The organism is Variovorax sp. FW301-JW7 (assembly GCF_058788795.1).
Genome location: NZ_JBYTBC010000004.1, coordinates 376606 through 393774, shown reverse-complemented (window position 1 = coordinate 393774; position 17169 = coordinate 376606). Strand labels below are relative to the sequence as shown.

Here is a 17169-nt window from a genome sequence, read left to right as displayed (position 1 = left end):
TCCGTGGTCAGCCGATGCCGAAGCGGTGCTCGGTCGCGCTGGCGAACACCTCGCCGGGGCGCAGCACGGTCGACGCAAACTCCTGCCGGTTCGGCGCGTCGGGAAAGTGCTGTGTCTCCAGGCACAGGCCGTCGCCCTGGCGCAGGCTCGCGCCCGCGCTGCCGAGCAGGCTGCCGTCGAGGAAGTTGCCCGAATAGAACTGCACGCCGGGCTCGGTGGTGTGCACGTCCATCACGCGGCCCGAGGCCTCGTGGGCGAGGCGTGCGGCCAAGGCCAGCCCCGCACCGCTGCGATCGAGCACCCAGTTGTGGTCGTAGCCGTGCGCGCGCAGCAGCTGTTCGTGCCCTTCGCGGATGCGCTCGCCGATGCGCGTCGGCGTGCGGAAATCGAAAGGCGTGCCGGCCACCTCGCCCAGCCCGAGCGGAATGAGCGTGGCGTCCACCGGGCAGTAGCGGCTCGCGGGCAGCGTCAGCACGTGGTCCATCACCGAACCGCTGCCGGCGAGGTTGAAGTAGTCGTGGTGGCTCAGGTTGAGCACCGTGGGCCGGTCGGTGGTGGCGCGGTAGTCGATGCGCCAGGTGTTGGCGGTGGCACTCAAGGTGTAGCGCACCGTCAGCTGCACCTCGCCGGGGTAGCCCTCTTCGCCGTCGGCGCTGGTGTAGCGCAGTTCGAGGGCGAGTTCGTGAGGCACCGGCACGATCTCCCAGTAGCGCTTGCCGAAGCCGGTGGCGCCGCCGTGCAGCGTGTTCACACCGTCGTTCAGGCCCAATTGGTGAGCCGTGCCATCGAGCGTGAAGCGGCCCGCCGCGATGCGGTTCGCGTAACGGCCGACGATGGTGCCGAAATGCGGGTGCGGCTTCAGGTAGTCGGCCAGCGACGGCAAGCCCAGCACCACGTTCGCGCTGCGCCCCTGCCGGTCGGGCACGTGCAGCGCGGTGACGATGCCGCCGAGGTGGATGGCGCTCAGGCGCAGGCCGTGGCCGTTGTCGAGCGTGTATTCGGTGACGGGACGCCCGTCGGGCATGGCGCCGAAGGGGCGCGAGGTGAGGGTCATCGGGCTTCTTGCGACTGCAGTGCCTCGCGCGCGCACTGCGACGCGGTGCGCAGGCCGATGCGGTCTTTCAAGTCGTGGAAGGTCGGCGGCTCGGCCGCGTAGGTCATCACCTCGACGCGGTGGCCTGCCTTGCGCACCGCATCGGCAAAGCGCTGCTGCAGCGCGAACGGCGTGTTGCGGTCGTCGGGGTTGCCGATGAGCACGATGCGCCGCTGCGGGTCGCGCGGGATGCCGGCCACATGGTCCAGCGGGTCGTAGACCTGCGAACTGCCCGTGGTGTCGGTGCGCCCGTCCTTCGAGCGGCCGAGCAGCCGCGCGCGCTCCAGCAGGTCGAACGCGCCCGAGGTGAGCACCGCGCAGGCCACGCGCGTGCGCCCGAGCGTGAGCAGCGCGGCGCCGGCCGTGGCGCCGCCGCTGTGGCCGAAGAGCACCACGCGCTGCAGCCGGTGGCGCTGCATCAGCGCCTCCAGGGCCGCATCGAGCGCATGGAACTCCACCGCCTCGCGCCGCCGGCGGTGGTCGCCCGACGAGCCGTAGGTTCCGGGGCGCGCCATGAAGATCCACGGCATGCCCGCGCGATCGCCCGCGGCCTGTGCGTCGAGCGTGCGCAGCGGCTCGGTGTTGCCGGGAATGCGCGTGGGCGACTGGTTCATCACGCTGTCGCGGTCGCCCGAGAACTGCACGATGGCGATGCGCGCGTCGTCGATGTCGCGGCTCGCGAAGTAGCGGATGCACGACGGCCCTTCGACCGCCTGCACCCAGAGAAAGCCCGGGCGGTCGGGGCAGTTGGCGCGCACGGCGGGCTGGTTCCAGTGCAGCAGCGCGCCCTCGGCCGACGCGGAGGCTGCCGGCTCGCGCGGCGCCGAAGCCTTCGGCGGATCGGCACGCTGCGCGCAGGCCGTCTGCACGAGTGCGATCACGAGCAGCAAACAAGCCAGGCGCGCGCGGGGTTTCATAGCTTCTGCAGCAGTTCGGAAATAAGGCCGAAGTCCGACTGCTGGCGGTCGCCTTTCACCAGCACCAGGTCGCCGTCGCGCAGGAAGTCGACGAGGTAGCCGGTGAGCTGCGCGGCGTCTTCGAAGTGCGGGCCGAGCAGTTCGGCCGGCACCTCCTCGCGCAGCCAGCGCATCTCGGCGCCGTGCGTCACGAGGTGCTGGATGCCCGAGGCCAGCAGCGGCGCGGCCAGGCTGCGGTGCATGGCCTCGGCTTCCTTGTCGAGGTTGATGATGCGCCCGAGCACGCCGATCTTGCGCGTCACCGGCCCGTGCACCGCGCGCTGGTAGGTGCGCACGAACTCCATCGCGTTGCGCATCGACATGACCTCGGCGTTCCAGCTGTCGTCGATCAGCGTGGCCTGCACGCCGCCCGGCGTGCGCAGCGCGCGCACCTGCATCACCGAGGCCGGCAGGCGCACGAAAGGCATGCGTGCGCACGCGGCCTCGGCGTCGAAGCCCATGGCCAGCAGCGCGGCGAAGGCCAGCGACGAATTGCGCACCAGCCCGGCGCTCGCGATCGGGAACAGGTACTCCACCGTGCGTCCCGGCAGCGCGATGCGCACGCGGCAGCCGCCGTCGGGCTCGGGCCGGGTGTCGACGATGCGGATGTTGGCGTCGGGCCCGCTGCCCACCACCCAGATCGCACCCGCCGTGCGCGCCGCGGCCCGCACCACCTGCGCCAGGCAGGCAATGTGGTCGGGCACGATGGCCACGCCGCCGGGCTCCAGCCCCAGGAAGATGCGCGACTTGAACTCGGCCGTCTGCTCGAGCGTGGCGGTCTGGCGGGTCTGCGACAGGCCGATCTCGGTGAGGATGGCCACGTGCGGGCGCGCCAGCAGCGAGATCGGGCCGCGGTCCATCCACAGCGAACTCTGCGCCATCTCGAGCACGCACACGTCGGCGTCGGCCGCGAGGTTGGCCAGCATCGCCGGCACGCCGACGCGCGAGTTGTAGTTGTCGATGGTGGTGTGCACGCGCGCCGCCTCGGGCAGCAGGTCGCGCACCATGGCGATGGTGGACGACTTGCCGACCGTGCCGGTCACGCCCACCACGCGGCCCTGGAAGCGCGCACGCGCGGCGATGCCCAGGTCGATCATGGCGCGGATCGGGTCGTCCACCTGCAGCAGCGGGAGCGACGGGTCGAGCCCGGCCACCGGGTGCGCGACCACGGCGCCCGCCAGCGCCTGCTGCAGCGCGGGCAGGTCGTCATGGCGGTCGGGGTTGTCGCTGCGCGGCTTGCTGTAGTTCTCGTGTTTGGCGAGCGTGCGGTAGTCCGACGCGATGAACAGCGCCGGCTTCGGCAGCCGCGCCATGTGCGCCGGTCCGCGCACCACCGCGTTCACGAACCAGCCCGGCGGCGGCGGCACCAGCCACTGCCCACCGACCACGCGCTGCAGCTCGTCGGCGGTCCACACAGGCGACGCCTGCGGCGTTGCGCCGGGGCGCAGCGCGGCGAGCACGGGCGCGGGGCGCTGGGGCAGCGGCGTTGGGAATTTCGGCACGCGCAGGCCGCACCACACGGGCAGCCGGCGCGCGCCCGGCAGGTCGGACATGCTGCCGCGCACGCGCACCTCGATCTGCAGCACGTCGTTCTCGAGCAGGCCCAGGCGCGGCGCGCGCAGGCCGTAGCGGTCGCGGTAGATGCGCCCCGACGTCCAGCGGCTGGTGGGCCACATCCAGTCGCAGGGGTCGTGGTCCATGGCCTCGCCCCAGAGCGGCATGGTGCTGCTGCGCATCGGCATCGCGCGGAACTGCACGCGCAGGTCGGCGCTCACGGGGGCATCGACGGTCCAGAACGACTCGACCCACAGCAGCCGGCGCCCCACGATCTGCGTCGGCGCGCAGCGGATGCCCACGAGGCGCAGCGGGCCGATCTGGATCGGGCGCATCTGCGCGTCGGCCGGCACCGCATCGACCGACCACTCGGGCCGGGGCGCGAGCACGGGGCCGACCAGTGCGGGCGGGCGCGAGGCCGACAGCGGCGCCAGCGGCGGGCGCCCGGCCGGCGCGGTGCGTTCGGGTGGCGACAGCCGCAGCGCGCAACGCCCGTCGGGCCGCGCCGTCATCTCGGTGCCGAGCGCGCGGCACAGTTCGGCGAAACGCGCGCTGGCGGCTTCGGCCGCTTCGCCCGCGAGCTGCTGCGAGAAGCCGAAGCCCACGCCCACCGGCGTGAACACCACCTCTTCGACGCCGTGCGGGCCCAGGCGCAGCGAGAACACGCCGGAGTCCGCGAGGTCGTTGCGGATCGCGTCGAACAGCAGGTCGCCCGCGTCGTGCAGGATCGGCCGGCCCTGGTAGACCTCGATGCCCTGCAGCACGTGGGCCGAGGTGCCGAGCACCGCGTCGGCGCCGGCCTCGACGATGGCATGGCCGACGGCGATCTCGGCGCGCGAGGGCTCGGTCTCCAGGTTCTCGCCCCAGTGCACGGCCACCAGCACCACGTCGGCTTCATGGCGCGCGGCGGCGATGCGCGGCGCGAGCGTGGCGCGCCAGGCCGCGGGGTCGTCGAGCGACAGCCAGGCGGCGCCAGGAAGCTTCGCGGTGGCCGCAAAGCGCGGCTGCGTGGCGTCGAGCGAGAACAGCGCCACGCGCAGCCCGCCAGCCTGGCGGAAGGCGGGGCTCAGCGCGGAATCGAGGTCGGGCCCGGTGCCGGCGAACGCGATGGCGGCGGCGTTCAGCAGCCCGTGCTGCTCCAGCAGCGCCTCGGGGCCGTAGTCGCCGCTGTGGTTGTTGGCGGTGGCGACCATGTCGATGCCGGCTTCGGTCAGCACCGCGAGCATCTCGGGCCGCGCGCGGTAGTAATACGGGCCGCCCTCGTCCTTCTCTACGCCCTGCGCGCCCGTGGTGGCGACTACGCATTCGAGGTTCACGATGCGCAGGTCGGCCTCGCGCAGCGCGGGGATGTCGCCGAGCATGCGGGCGGGGCCGCCGAGTTCGTGCATGCGGTAGTGCTGGCGCCGGCCCAGGTTGACGTCGCCGCCCCACAGCACGGTGCCTTCGAGCCCGCGCGGTGCGGCCGGCTCGGTCGCGGCTTGCGAGAGCTGTGCGCTCTGTTGCTGCGCCTCGCGCGCCTCGAGCAGGCGGTGGTAGGCCACGTAGCCCGACAGGTAGTGCTCCACGTCGTCGATGCGCACGCGGAAGCTGTGGTGCTTGATGAAGAACGCGCCCGCGATGCGGTCGGGGTGGCGGAAGAACATCGCCAGCTCGGGCCAGAAGTGGCCGTTGGCGAGGTAGCGCGCGCGGTGCTCCAGCGCGCGGTCGAACTTGTGGCGATCGAGCCCCGCGAGCAGCGGGCGCAGGGCAGGGTCGGCTTCGAGCCGCAGCACCATCTCGCGCGCGGCCATCATCAGCTCGAGCAGCGTGGGGAAGGTGGTGATGCGCTCCAGCACGAAGTCCAGGTGGCCCGCCATGTTCTGCAGGCCGAACTGGTAGTAGCGCGTCTCGGGCTTGAAGCGCGTGAGCTCGTTGACGCAGTAGCTCAGCCAGTGGTCATGCGCGCGCCAGTGGCCCGCGGCGATGAAGTGCTCGAAGGCCTTCTCGACCACCGCGAGCCAGCGCGCGTCGCGCGTGAGGCCGTACAGCCGCATCAGCCCGAAGGCCGCCTCGCCGTCGTAATAGATGATGCGGTAGGGCTCCTTCACGTCGAGCCCCGGATGGTTGAGCACGTGCACGAAGCGGCCCGTCTCGGGGTCCTGCATGGAGCGGATGCCCAGCGCGAGCTGCTCCATCAGCGGCTGGTACTGCGCATCGCCGGTGAGCTCGGTGTACTTCACGAGCGCCAGCAGGCACACGGCGTTGCCGCCGAGCTTGATCTCGTTGCCGATGTCGACCAGGAACGCGGCCTGCGTGCCGTCGACCAGCGTGGCGCGGCGGATCAGCCGCTGGCTCAGGAAGGCCAGCGCGCGGTCGATGGCGGCCTTCTGCGTGTCGCTGCGCGTGAGCTCCCAGCCTTCGAGCATGGCGTAGGTGGAACTGGCGTGGCGCAGCGTGTTGTAGGTGGGAATCGCGCGGTCGAAGCAGGGGAACCAGCCGTAGTGGAACTCGCCCGTGGGCTTGACCTGCTCGGCCAGGTAGTCGCTCGCCGAATCGACCAGCGCGCGCACCTGTTTTGCGTTCCAGTCGGTGAGCGTGCGAAAGCCCGCGGCCTGCCCTTGCGCGGTGAGCGGCCAGGCGCCCTCGGCGTCGACGTACACGGCGCGCGTGGTGAAGCACCACACGGGCGCGGCGTCGTCGGCGGGAAAGTCGCGCTCGTCGCCGAAGCGGCGCTTCGTGTGCGTTCGCAGGTTGCCGCTGTTGGGGTCGGCATGGTCCAGCGTGCCGTTGTAGAGCACGGCGCTGCCGTGCATCTCCTGCGCGAGCAGCGCGGTCTCGAAGCGCGCGTCGAGCGCGATGCCTTCGTTGAAGTAGTTGCGCTTGGTCTGCGCCAGCCGCGCTTTCAGTTCGCCCCAGGTCATGGGCGTGGCGCGCTCGACGATCTCCGCGCGCAGCCGCTGCGCGGGCCGCTCGGCGCGCTGGGCTTTCACGGCCAGCGCCTCGGCGGCGGCCTGCCACGCGGCCTCGGTGTCGGGGCCGCGGCCCATGACGACGCGGGCGCGGCTTTCGCCCTCGCCCATCGCGAGGAACACCACGCAGCCGGCCTCGTCGGTGGCGGGCGGGGCCGGGGGCAGCGCCCCGTCCGGGGTGGCCAGGGCCTGCCTGGCGCGGTTCAACAGATCGGCGAGGGGGACGGGAGCTTGGTGAGTCATGCGCCGCGAATGATGACAGGCCACGGCGCAGCCTGCCACTGCGGAAATCCGGGGCGGCGTCGGACCCGGATCAGGCCCGGGTCACGCCCAGGCGTCGAACACCGCGCCGCGCACGGCCTCGACCGCCGCCGATCGCTGGCCGCCGGCCGGCGCGACCCAGCACAGCCACGTGTGTGAGCGCCAACCGTTCCAGACCACGAGTTCGCCCTGGCGCTCACCCTGCTCGGCCTGGTCCAGCCGCATCAGGCCCGCGCCCATGCCGCTGGCGACCATGCTGCGGATGGCGCTCTCGCCGTCGGCGGTGACGCCCTGGCGGTAGTCGCGCCCGGCCGAAGCGAACAGCTTTTCGAGGTGCGCGCGCAGGATGCACGAGGGCGGCGTGCCGACCCAGGTCAGGTCGGTGAGCTGCGCGAGCGTGAGATCGGGGTGCGCCTGCGCCACCGACAGCGGCAGGCCCACGGCCAGGTCGACCACGCCCAGGCGCCGCAGCTCGAAGCCTTCGAGCCGCTCGGCATCGCTGAGCACGTAGGCGCAGTCGAGTTCGCCGCGCTGCACGGCCGCCAGGGTTTCGTACGACAGCCCCTGCTTGAGCTGCAGCGTGACCTGCGGGTGCTGCTGCGCCAGCGTGACCAGCACGCTGCCCAGGCGCAGCGCCACCGGATCGACCACCGTGCCGAAGCGCACCACGCCCTGCGCCGCGCCGCGCAGCTGGTCGGCGGCCGACTGCATGCGCATCGCCGAGGCCAGGGTGCGCTCGGCCTCCTCGAGCAGGCGACGGCCGGCCGCGGTGGGCGACATGCCGCGCGGCGTGCGCTCGAACAGGCGCACGCCGAGTTCGTCTTCGAGCGCCTTGAGCTGCGCGCTGGCGGCCGGGGCGCTGGTGAACACGCGTTCGGCGGCACGGGTCAGGTTGCCCTCCTTCGCGATGGCGACGAAGGTCTTCAGTTGGTACAGCTCCATGACCGCGGATTGTGAGCGCGTGCGGCGCAGTCGTCCGTTCGCTTTTTCGGAAGCCCCTGTCCAAAGAAACGAATGGCCTTCGCGGCGGGCCGTCCCCATCCTTCAGGTCACGCACTCACCGTTTCCTTGAAAGGTTTCCCCGTGTCCTCCCCTTCCTCACGCCTGCCGGGCATTGCGGCCCTGCTCTTCGCCACCGCCAGCTGGGGCAGCCTGTTCCTCGTCGGCAAGGGCGTGCTGCAGCACGTGGCGCCGGTGTGGCTCACGCTCATCCGCTACACCCTGTCGGCGCTGGTGTTCGCCGCGCTGCTGGGCCTGCGCGGCAGCGGCGGCTGGCACAAGCTGCGCCAGCACGCGGTGCCGCTGGCGCTGCACGGCTTTGCGGGCTTCGGCGTGTTCAGCATCCTGCTGTTCGTCGGGCTCTCGCACTCGGTGCCTTCGCACGGCGCGGTGCTGATCGCCACCACGCCGATCACCACGCAACTGCTGCGCTGGTGGCTCGACGGCGTGCGCCCGACGCGCACCACCTTGCTGACCGCCGCGCTGGCGCTGGCCGGCGTGGCCACGGTGGCCGGGCTGCTGTCGCCCGGCGGCGCGGGCCTGTCGCACGACACGCTGCTGGGCGACGCCATCGCCTTCGTCGGCACGCTGGGCTGGGTCGTCTACACGCGCGGCGCGGCGCGCTTCCCGACGCTGGACACGGTGGACTACACCGCGCTCACGGTGCTGGCCTCATGGCCGCTGCTGCTGGCCGTGGCGGTGGGCATGACCGCGCTGGGCGCCTCGCCCGCGCCCGACGCGCAAGGGCTGCGCCTGTCGTGGCAGGTGCTGCTGTACGTGGGGCTGGTGCCGTCGGCGCTCGCGGTGCTGGCCTTCAACCACGGCGTGCGCGCGCTCGGCGCGGTCACGGGCACGGCCTTCCTGAACTTCGTGCCGGTGTCGGCCTTGCTGATGAGTCTGGCGCTCGGCAAGCCGCCCGCGACGCACGAGATCGTCGGCGTGGCGATGGTGGTGGTGGCGCTGCTGCTGCATGTGGCGGCAGCGAAGCGCGCGGCGACGCCGGTGGCCCCGGTCCGCGCGCCGGCGTCGGGTCAGCGCACCTGCGGCGTCACGCCCTGAACATCAGCCCTCGGCGCGGCTGCGCCGGAAGATCGCGTAGTTGCCGTTCGCCAGCCCCACGAGCACCTCGCCCACGTACAGCCGCGACTCCAGGTTGGCGACGGTGCGCCCGCGGTTGAGCAGCGTGGTCCTGCAGACGACCTGGCCTTCGAACACGGGCTTGAAGTAGTTCATCTTGATCTCGATGGTGGCGCAGATCTCGCCCGCTTCGAGCGTGGGGTACAGCGCCGTGCCCATGCCCGTGTCGGCCAGCGCATACAGCACGGCGCCGTGCACGACCTCGTGCGGGTTCAGGTGCTGCGGCGCGACCACCAGCGTCATGGTGCTGGCGCCGGCGGAGGCTTGCTCGCAGTGCAGGTCGATCAGTTCGGCGAAGGGATGTTTCATGGCGACGGGAAATGAAAGGACCCGCCGACTGTAGACCGCAGGGCTCAGGGCCGCACGGCCGTGAGCCAGAACAGCGCCTGCCGCACCTCGAGCGCCTCGCCTGCCGCGATGCGCGCATGCAACCGCTGCAGCGCCGCGCGGCAGGCGTCGATGCGAAAGCCGGGGCACACATACGGCACCTGCAGCAGGTACCACGCGAAGGCGCCGATGTCGGCAAAGCGCAGGCGCTCCGCGCCCGCCTCGCCGTGCTCCACGCGCAGCCCGGCCCGCGTCAGTTGCGCGGTGGCGGTGTCGAGCTGCCAGCGCGGCGGCGCGGACCACGGCAGGTCGAGCAGCGCGTGGAAGCCGGCGTTGAAATCCGACGCGACCTGCTGCGTGAGGAAGTGCCCGCCCGGCACGAGGATGCGTTGCAGCTCGCGCGCCGCGAAGGACTCGTGGCGGTTGACGACGAGGTGGAACGACGCATCGCCGAACGGCAGCTTCGGTTGCACACCGTCGTCCGCCTGCAGCGCGTTGTCGTCGGCACCCTCGACCTCGACCACCTCGATGCCCAGCGGCGCCAGCCGCTCGCGCGCGATGCCGACGTTCGGCGCCCAGCCCTCGGTGGCGACGGTGCGCGCGGGCCGGTGCGGCAGGCGGCTCAGCCACTCGCCGCCGCCGGTGCCCATGTCGAGCAGGTCGGGCGAACGGCGGGCCAGCTGGTCGACCGCGTCCTCGAAATGCCAGGGCGCGGGCGTGGTGGCGATGCGGCCGTCGCACGACAGGTCCCAGCCGGTCAGCGGGCGCTGTTGGGCGTCGTGCAGCAGGTCGTCGAATGCGCTCATGCAACGGTGGCGTCGTCGAGCGCGCGGTAGAAGTAGGTGGTGCCGCACGGCGTGCCGTCGGGCAGCAGCGCGTAGCCGGGGATGGTGCCCACGCGCAGCCAGCCGCAGCGGGTGTACAGCCGCTCGGCCTCGGGGCTGGAGGTGTCGAGCACCAGCAGGGTCTTGCCGTGGTCGCGCGCACGCTGCTCGGCGCCCTTCATCAGCAGCGCGCCGAGGCCGTGGCGGCGCGCGCGGCGGTGCACCAGCATCTTCGCGACCTCGCCGCGGTGCGGCTGGTTCTCGGGCTGCGCCAGCACCAGCTGCACGGTGCCGACGATGCCCGCGTCGTCCTCGGCCACGAGCAGCTCGCGCTCGCCGCGCGCCACGCCGTCGGCCACGTGGCGCCAGAAGGCCCGCGCGCGTTCGGGCGTGAGCGGCTGCATGAAGCTCACCGAGGCGCCGCCGTCGACGCAGTCGATGAGCACGTCGGCCAGCGCGTTCAGCTCGGCCTCGGTCACGGAAGAAAGGGCGCGCAGGCGCGGGGTGGTGGTGGCAGCAGTCATGGTCATTTCCGGTTGGATGCGTGAGAAGGCGCGCTGGTGATGACGACCGCGTAGCGCGCCGTCTCGCGGGTGGGGTTGAAGTAGCTCGTCGGCTGGTCGAGCACCAGCGCGAGGCAGTCGCCCGCTTCGAGCCGGTGCTGGGCGTCGCCGACCGCGAGTTCGATGCAGCCTTCGAGCACCCACACCTGCTGGTGGATGCGCGGCTCGCGCGCGCCGGTTTCGTAGGCCACGCGTGCGCCGGGCGGAAACAGCACCTCGACGATCTGGATCGGCGAGGCGTCGCCGCCGGCCGAGACGTTGCGGCGCAGGTAGCCCGAATGCGGATCGCGCCATTCGAGCTGGTCGGCGCGGCGCGACACCGGGCTGGCGGCCGGCGCGTCGGACTCGAACAGCGAGGCCAGCGGCACGCCCAGGCCGGTCGCGAGTTTTTCGAGCAGCACGGCCGTCGGACTGCTCTCGCCGCGCTCGATCAGAGAGATCATCGAGCGGCTGACGCCGCAGTGCGTGGCCAGGGCGTCGAGCGAGAGATCGCGCGCGGCGCGCAGTGCGCGCACACGCTGGGCGATACGTTCGTTGAGGCTGGGGGGTGACGCTGATTCTTCTTTCATATTGGATTAAATATCCAGTGAAATAGATATTCAGTCAACCCCGAGGTGAAAACCGGCCGTCTCGGCCGCAGAGACTTGCTCGTCGAAGTTACTGTTCTTTGGAGAAATATTCATGCCTATCGCTGAAATCATCCAACACATCACCACCACCGACGCACCATGAGCGCCAACGATCCCGCCCCCCTTCCCTCGACCTTCGCCACCTTCGCCGACGGCCCGGCCGCGCCGTCCGCGCTGCGCACCCGCATCACGGCCGCCTGCCGGCCGCCCGAATCCGAGGCGCTGGCACCGCTGCTCGCGCAGGCCCGGCTGCCGGCCGACCAGGCCGCCGAGGCCCATGCCCTGGCCCACCGCATCGCCCACCAGTTGCGCCAGCGCAAAAACGGCGGCGGCCGCTCGGGCCTCGTGCAGGGCCTGCTGCAGGAGTACGCGTTGTCGTCGCAGGAAGGCGTGGCGCTGATGTGCCTGGCCGAGGCGCTGCTGCGCATTCCCGACGCCGACACGCGCGACGCGCTCATCCGCGACAAGATCGCCCAAGGCCAGTGGCAGGCGCACGCGGGGCACAGCCCGTCGGTGTTCGTCAACGCCGCCACCTGGGGCCTGCTGCTCACCGGCAAGCTGGTGGCCACGCACAGCGAGACGGGCCTGTCGGCCACGCTCACGCGGCTGATCGGCAAGGGCGGCGAGCCGCTGATCCGCAAGGGCGTGGACATGGCGATGCGCATGATGGGCGAGCAGTTCGTCACCGGCGAAACCATCGCCCAGGCGCTGGCGCATGCGCGCGCGCTGGAGGCGCAGGGCTTTCGCTATTCGTACGACATGCTCGGCGAAGCCGCGCTCACGGCCGACGACGCGCGCCGCTACCGCGCGGCCTACGAAGACGCGATCCACGCCATCGGCCGCGCCTCGAACGGGCGCGGCGTGTACGGCGGGCCGGGCATCTCGATCAAGCTGTCGGCGCTGCACCCGCGCTACAGCCGCGCGCAGTACACGCGCGTGATGGCCGAGCTGTACCCGGTGCTGCGCGACCTGGCGCTGCTGGCGCTGCATTACGACATCGGCCTGAACATCGACGCCGAAGAAGCCGACCGGCTCGAGCTGTCGCTCGACCTGCTGGAGCGCCTGTGCTTCGAGCCCGCGCTGGCGGGCTGGCAGGGCATCGGCTTCGTGGTGCAGGGCTACCAGAAGCGCTGCCCCTTCGTCATCGACTGGGTGATCGACCTCGCGCGCCGCAGCGGCCACCGGCTCATGGTGCGCCTCGTGAAGGGCGCCTACTGGGACAGCGAGATCAAGCGCGCGCAGCTCGACGGGCTGGCGGGCTACCCGGTCTACACGCGCAAGGCCTACACCGACGTGTCGTACCTGGCCTGCGCGCGCCGCCTGCTCGACGCGCCCGACGCGGTGTACCCGCAGTTCGCCACGCACAACGCCCACACGCTGGCCGCGATCTACACGATGGCCGACCCGTCGCGCTACACGCCGGGCCAGTACGAATTCCAGTGCCTGCACGGCATGGGCGAGCCGCTGTACGAGCAGGTGGTGGGGCCGCTCGGGCGGCCCTGCCGCATCTACGCGCCGGTGGGCACGCACGAGACGCTGCTGGCCTACCTGGTGCGGCGGCTGCTGGAGAACGGCGCCAACACCTCGTTTGTGAACCGCATCGCCGATGCGTCGATTCCGCTCGACACGCTGGTGGAAGACCCGGTCGCGACCGTCGAGCGCATGGCTGCAGAGGAAGGCGCGATGGGCCTGCCGCACGCGGCCATTCCGTTGCCGGCCGCGCTCTACGGTGCGCAGCGCGCCAACTCTCAAGGCCTCGACCTCGCGAGCGAAGCCACGCTGCATGCGCTCGCCGCCACGCTGCAGGCCAGCGCGACCGAGCCGTGGCGCGCCACGCCGATGCTCGCTGCGCCGCGCGCTGAAGACGAAGCCAGTCGCACCTGGGCCGAGGTGCGCAACCCCGCCGACCGCCGCGACCTCGTCGGCCAGGTGCAGGACGCGGTGCCGGGCGACGTGGCCTCGGCCATTGCGCAGGCCGAAGCCGTCGCCGCGGCGTGGGCCGCCACGCCGCCCGCCGAACGCGCCGCCGCGCTCGAGCGCGCCGCCGCATCGCTCGAAGCGCAGCAGCCGCGCCTGCTCGGCCTGTTGATGCGCGAGGCCGGCAAGAGCGGCGCCAACGCCATCGCCGAGGTGCGCGAGGCGGTCGACTTCCTGCGCTACTACGCGGCGCAGGCGCGCACCGACTTCGCCAACGCCACGCACCGCCCGCTCGGGCCGGTGGTGTGCATCAGCCCGTGGAACTTTCCGCTCGCGATCTTCACCGGCCAGGTGGCCGCCGCGCTCGCGGCCGGCAATCCGGTGCTGGCCAAGCCGGCCGAGCAGACGCCGCTGGTCGCCGCCGAAGCCGTGCGCGTGCTGTGGGAAGCGGGCGTGCCGCGCGCGGCGGTGCAGCTGCTGCCGGGGCGCGGTGAGACCGTCGGCGCCGCGCTGGTCGGCGACGCGCGCGTGCAGGGCGTGATGTTCACGGGCTCGACCGAGGTCGCGCGCCTGCTGCAGAAGACGCTGGCGACACGCCTGGGTGCGCACGGCGCGCCGGTGCCGCTGATCGCCGAGACCGGCGGACAGAACGCGATGATCGTGGACTCGTCCGCGCTCGTGGAGCAGGTGGTGGCCGACGTGATGGCCTCGGCCTTCGACAGCGCCGGCCAGCGCTGCTCGGCGCTGCGCGTGCTGTGCGTGCAGGAAGAAGCGGCCGACCGCCTCGTCGCCATGCTGCAGGGTGCGATGGCCGAGAGCTGCATCGGCAACCCCGCGCGGCTCGCGGTGGACGTGGGCCCCGTCATCGACGACGAGGCGCGCGACGGCATCGAGCGCCACATCGCCGGCATGCGCGGGCGCGGACGGCGTGTGTTCCGCCAGGGCCGCGAGTTCGGCCACGACACGCGCCACGGCACCTTCGTGCTGCCCACGCTGGTCGAGCTGGAACACCTGGGCGAGCTGCAGCGCGAGGTGTTCGGCCCCGTGCTGCACCTGCTGCGCTACCGCCGCCGCGACCTGGGCGCGCTCATCGGCCAGATCAACGGCAGCGGCTACGGCCTCACGCTGGGCGTGCACACGCGCATCGACGAGACCATTGCGCAGGTGGTGGCGCAGGCGCAGGCCGGCAATGTCTACGTGAACCGCAACATGGTCGGCGCCGTGGTGGGCGTGCAGCCCTTCGGCGGCGAAGGGCTGTCGGGCACCGGACCGAAGGCCGGCGGGCCGCTGTACATGGCGCGCCTGCTATCGGCGCGGCCCGACGACGTGCTGGCGCGCGCCGTGGCCGAAGACCAACCCGTGGCACCTGCCAGCAGCCTCGCGGCGCTCGAAGGCTGGGCGCGCGCCACGGGCCGCGACGCGCTGGCCGCGCAGTGCCGCCGCTTCGCGGGCCTGGCCCACGTGGGCCGCGCACGCACGCTGGCCGGCCCGACCGGCGAGCGCAACGTCTACACGCTGCAGCCGCGCGAGGCCGTGCTGTGCCTCGCCGATGCGGAAGCCGACCGGCTCGTGCAGCTGGCGGCCGTGCTGTCGGTCGGCAGCACCGCCATCTGGCCCGCCGATGCGCCCGGCGCGCACGCGCTGCTGGCCGCATTGCCCGACGAGGCGCGCCACGCGGTCGTGCTCGCCAACGACTGGCGCGCGCCCACCGTGGTCTTCGACGCCGTGCTGCACCACGGCGACGCGGGCCACCTTGCCAGCGTGCTGCAGCAGGTGGCGGCGCGGCCCGGCCCCCTCGTCGGCGTGCGCGGCTTCGCGCCGGGCGACGCCGACATCCCGCTCGAGAGCCTGGTGCTGGAGCGCGCGCTCAGCGTGAACACCGCCGCGGCCGGCGGCAATGCGAGCCTGATGACGATCGGTTGAGCAGGCTTACTTATCGAACGCGGGATCGATCGGCACGCGGTAGCCGTTGACCAGCCGGTTCGTCTCGTTCGCCATGCCGACCACGGCCATCAGCTCGGCGAACATGGCCGGCGTCATGCCGGCCTTTTCCGCGCCCGCGTGGTGGCTCGCGATGCAATAGCCGCAGTTGTTGGTGACGCTCACCGCGAGGTAGATCATTTCCTTGACCACCGGGTCGAGCGCGCCCGGCGACATCACCTCCTTGAGGCTGGCCCAGGTGCGCTTGAGCGTGGCCGGGTCGTTGGCCAGGTACTTCCAGAAGTTGTTGACGTCGGGCACGTTGCGCGACGCCTTGATGTCGTCGAACACCGCGCGGACCTCGTCGGAGGCGGCGGCGTGCTCGATGGGCTGGGGTTTCATGCGGGCTCCTGAAGTGTGAATGCGCGATGGAAAGCAACAATTGCTTTCGGGTCGTTCACATTTATTGTGAATTAGGTCCTAGGTTCACGCGCCCGGCGGTTCATACAGTCGAAGCGTCACACATCAAGCGCGCCATCAGGCGCCATCTCAGGGAGCAGAGAGAACCATGGAACACGTCATCCAGCACGTGGGAGGCGGTGCGCGCGTCGCATTCGTCCACAAGAAGAAAACCAGAGGCATCGCGGGCGCCGTGCTCGCACTGGCCGCCGGCCTTGCCGGCCCGTCGGCCTGGGCCGACGTGAGCCTGGGCGGTGCCAGCTACACGACCGGCTCGGGCGCGGTCTGCAGCTCGGGCGGCGCCGGTCCCACGTGGGCCTGCCAGGTGCCCAACGGCAGCGGCGGCTTCGCGCTCATCACCGGCGTGCCGACCGATCCCGTGAACGGCGGCCCCGATGCCGCGGCCTTGCAAGGGATGGTGAGCGGCAACCTCGGCGGCGACGCGCTGCTGCTCGGCGGCACGGCCGCCAAGGCCACCGGCTTCGGCAGCGTGGCAGCGGGCTCCGACGCACGCGCCACCGAAACCTACGCCACCGCCATCGGCTCCACCACCGTGGCCGCGGGCGTCAGCAGCACGGCCGTGGGCAACGTGGCCCAGGCCTTCGGCACCAACGCCACGGCCATCGGCGCCAACAGCACGGCCGTGGCCACCAGCAGCGTCGCAGTGGGCGACCGCGCCACCGCGAGCGACATCAATTCGACCGCGCTCGGCGCCAACACGCAGGCGCGCAAGAAGAGCAGCCTGGCGGCCGGCGACAAGGCGATCGCCGACGGCATCAACGCCGCCGCGCTGGGCGCGAACACGCAGGCGCTGGCCGACAGCGCCGTGGCCGTGGGCGACCGCGCCACCGCGGGCGCCGAATCGGCCGTGGCCGTCGGCCGCCAGAGCACCGCATCGGCCGCGGCCGCCGTGGCCATCGGCACCGGCGCGACAGCGAGCGCCGTCAACGGCGTGGCACTCGGCGCTGGCGCCACCGCCGACCGCGCGGGCATGGGCGGCCAGCAAGAGCGCTTCTCGAACGTCGCCGTGGGCTCCGCGCAGGGCGCGGTCTCGGTCGGCAGCGCGGGCGGCGAACGGCAGATCACGAACGTGGCGGGCGGCACGCAGGCCACCGACGCGGTCAACGTGCGCCAGCTGCAGGCTGTGCAGGCCGGCGCGGTCAACTACGTGACCAACGTGGACGGCAGCGTGAACCACAACCAGATCGTGCTGGGCAACGGACAGGCGCCCAACGGCACCACCGTGTCCAACGTGGCGCCCGGCGTGGCCGGCACCGACGCCGTGAACGTGAACCAGCTGAACGCCCAGGGCGCGCAGTGGCGCGACGCCATCCGCGTGAACCAGCGCGATGCCAATGCCGGCACCGCCGGTGCGATGGCGATGGCCGGCATGCCGCAGGCCTACATGCCGGGCAAGAACATGATCGCGGCCGGCATCGCCGGCTACGAGGGCCAGAGCGCGCTCGCGGTCGGCTTCTCGAGCATCTCGGACAACGGCAAGTGGGTGATGAAGTTCACCGGCTCGGCCAACTCGCGCGGCAACGTCGGCGTCTCGGCCGGTGCGGGCTTCCAGTGGTGAGCC

General features: G+C 72.1%; 12 protein-coding genes. 3 read left to right on the top strand and 9 right to left on the bottom strand.

Annotated elements, in window-relative coordinates:
• Nucleotides 1-7: 7 nt before the first annotated feature.
• The 4 genes from AC3WQM_RS13690 to AC3WQM_RS13675 all read right to left on the bottom strand — a co-directional run bounded on the left by AC3WQM_RS13690 (nt 8) and on the right by AC3WQM_RS13675 (nt 7754).
• Nucleotides 8-1054, bottom strand: a complete 1047-nt coding sequence (locus AC3WQM_RS13690) for an aldose epimerase family protein (protein ID WP_492679381.1) — start codon at nt 1052-1054, stop codon at nt 8-10.
• Nucleotides 1051-2010 carry an alpha/beta hydrolase family protein gene (locus AC3WQM_RS13685; RefSeq protein WP_492679379.1) on the bottom strand — a complete coding sequence of 320 codons (960 nt, stop codon included), beginning with the start codon at nt 2008-2010 and terminating at the stop codon, nt 1051-1053. Before AC3WQM_RS13685 ends, AC3WQM_RS13690 begins: the two co-directional genes overlap by 4 nt.
• Nucleotides 2007-6794: a CapA family protein gene (locus AC3WQM_RS13680; protein ID WP_492679377.1), complete on the bottom strand. Its 4788-nt coding sequence runs from the start codon at nt 6792-6794 to the stop codon at nt 2007-2009. The genes AC3WQM_RS13685 and AC3WQM_RS13680 overlap by 4 nt, the downstream gene beginning before the upstream one ends.
• 81 nt (nt 6795-6875) lie before the next feature.
• On the bottom strand, nt 6876-7754 hold the full coding sequence (locus tag AC3WQM_RS13675) for a LysR family transcriptional regulator (RefSeq protein ID WP_492679375.1): 879 nt from the start codon (nt 7752-7754) through the stop codon (nt 6876-6878).
• A 141-nt stretch (nt 7755-7895) separates the two neighbouring features.
• On the opposite strand from AC3WQM_RS13675, the gene AC3WQM_RS13670 reads away from it, so the two are divergent.
• Nucleotides 7896-8870, top strand: coding sequence for a DMT family transporter (locus tag AC3WQM_RS13670; protein WP_492679373.1), 975 nt, complete (start codon nt 7896-7898; stop codon nt 8868-8870).
• A 3-nt stretch (nt 8871-8873) separates the two neighbouring features.
• On the opposite strand, the gene AC3WQM_RS13665 is transcribed toward AC3WQM_RS13670, so the two are convergent.
• The 4 genes from AC3WQM_RS13665 to AC3WQM_RS13650 are packed head-to-tail and all read right to left on the bottom strand — an operon-like array spanning nt 8874 to nt 11231.
• The gene (locus AC3WQM_RS13665; RefSeq protein ID WP_492679371.1) at nt 8874-9257 is read right to left on the bottom strand and encodes a PaaI family thioesterase; all 384 of its coding nucleotides are present in this window, start codon (nt 9255-9257) and stop codon (nt 8874-8876) included.
• 44 nt (nt 9258-9301) lie between these two features.
• A complete protein-coding gene (locus AC3WQM_RS13660; protein WP_492679369.1) occupies nt 9302-10081 on the bottom strand; it encodes a class I SAM-dependent methyltransferase in 780 nt (259 codons plus the stop codon).
• Nucleotides 10078-10629 carry a GNAT family N-acetyltransferase gene (locus AC3WQM_RS13655; protein ID WP_492679367.1) on the bottom strand — a complete coding sequence of 184 codons (552 nt, stop codon included), beginning with the start codon at nt 10627-10629 and terminating at the stop codon, nt 10078-10080. Before AC3WQM_RS13655 ends, AC3WQM_RS13660 begins: the two co-directional genes overlap by 4 nt.
• A complete protein-coding gene (locus tag AC3WQM_RS13650) occupies nt 10626-11231 on the bottom strand; it encodes a helix-turn-helix domain-containing protein (protein ID WP_492679365.1) in 606 nt (201 codons plus the stop codon). The genes AC3WQM_RS13655 and AC3WQM_RS13650 overlap by 4 nt, the downstream gene beginning before the upstream one ends.
• 159 nt (nt 11232-11390) lie before the next feature.
• On the opposite strand from AC3WQM_RS13650, the gene putA reads away from it, so the two are divergent.
• On the top strand, nt 11391-15131 hold the full coding sequence (gene putA / locus AC3WQM_RS13645) for a trifunctional transcriptional regulator/proline dehydrogenase/L-glutamate gamma-semialdehyde dehydrogenase (protein ID WP_492679363.1): 3741 nt from the start codon (nt 11391-11393) through the stop codon (nt 15129-15131).
• A 6-nt stretch (nt 15132-15137) separates the two neighbouring features.
• Here putA and AC3WQM_RS13640 read toward each other — a convergent pair whose 3' ends face one another.
• Complete coding sequence (locus AC3WQM_RS13640; protein ID WP_492679361.1) at nt 15138-15530, bottom strand: carboxymuconolactone decarboxylase family protein; 393 nt, start codon at nt 15528-15530, stop codon at nt 15138-15140.
• Nucleotides 15531-15696: 166 nt separating this feature from the next.
• On the opposite strand from AC3WQM_RS13640, the gene AC3WQM_RS13635 reads away from it, so the two are divergent.
• On the top strand, nt 15697-17166 hold the full coding sequence (locus tag AC3WQM_RS13635; RefSeq protein WP_492679359.1) for a YadA family autotransporter adhesin: 1470 nt from the start codon (nt 15697-15699) through the stop codon (nt 17164-17166).
• Nucleotides 17167-17169 lie beyond the last annotated feature (3 nt).

Excerpts from the sequence above, each read along its gene's own strand:
- AC3WQM_RS13685 (WP_492679379.1), bottom strand. The coding sequence starts at position 2,010 with ATGAAACCCCGCGCGCGCCTGGCTTGTTTGCTGCTCGTGATCGCACTC.
- AC3WQM_RS13660 (WP_492679369.1), bottom strand. The coding sequence starts at position 10,081 with ATGAGCGCATTCGACGACCTGCTGCACGACGCCCAACAGCGCCCGCTG.
- AC3WQM_RS13655 (WP_492679367.1), bottom strand. The coding sequence starts at position 10,629 with ATGACCATGACTGCTGCCACCACCACCCCGCGCCTGCGCGCCCTTTCT.
- AC3WQM_RS13640 (WP_492679361.1), bottom strand. The coding sequence starts at position 15,530 with ATGAAACCCCAGCCCATCGAGCACGCCGCCGCCTCCGACGAGGTCCGC.
- AC3WQM_RS13690 (WP_492679381.1), bottom strand. The coding sequence starts at position 1,054 with ATGACCCTCACCTCGCGCCCCTTCGGCGCCATGCCCGACGGGCGTCCC.
- putA (WP_492679363.1), top strand. The coding sequence starts at position 11,391 with ATGAGCGCCAACGATCCCGCCCCCCTTCCCTCGACCTTCGCCACCTTC.
- AC3WQM_RS13650 (WP_492679365.1), bottom strand. The coding sequence starts at position 11,231 with ATGAAAGAAGAATCAGCGTCACCCCCCAGCCTCAACGAACGTATCGCC.
- AC3WQM_RS13680 (WP_492679377.1), bottom strand. The coding sequence starts at position 6,794 with ATGACTCACCAAGCTCCCGTCCCCCTCGCCGATCTGTTGAACCGCGCC.
- AC3WQM_RS13675 (WP_492679375.1), bottom strand. The coding sequence starts at position 7,754 with ATGGAGCTGTACCAACTGAAGACCTTCGTCGCCATCGCGAAGGAGGGC.
- AC3WQM_RS13635 (WP_492679359.1), top strand. The coding sequence starts at position 15,697 with ATGGAACACGTCATCCAGCACGTGGGAGGCGGTGCGCGCGTCGCATTC.
- AC3WQM_RS13665 (WP_492679371.1), bottom strand. The coding sequence starts at position 9,257 with ATGAAACATCCCTTCGCCGAACTGATCGACCTGCACTGCGAGCAAGCC.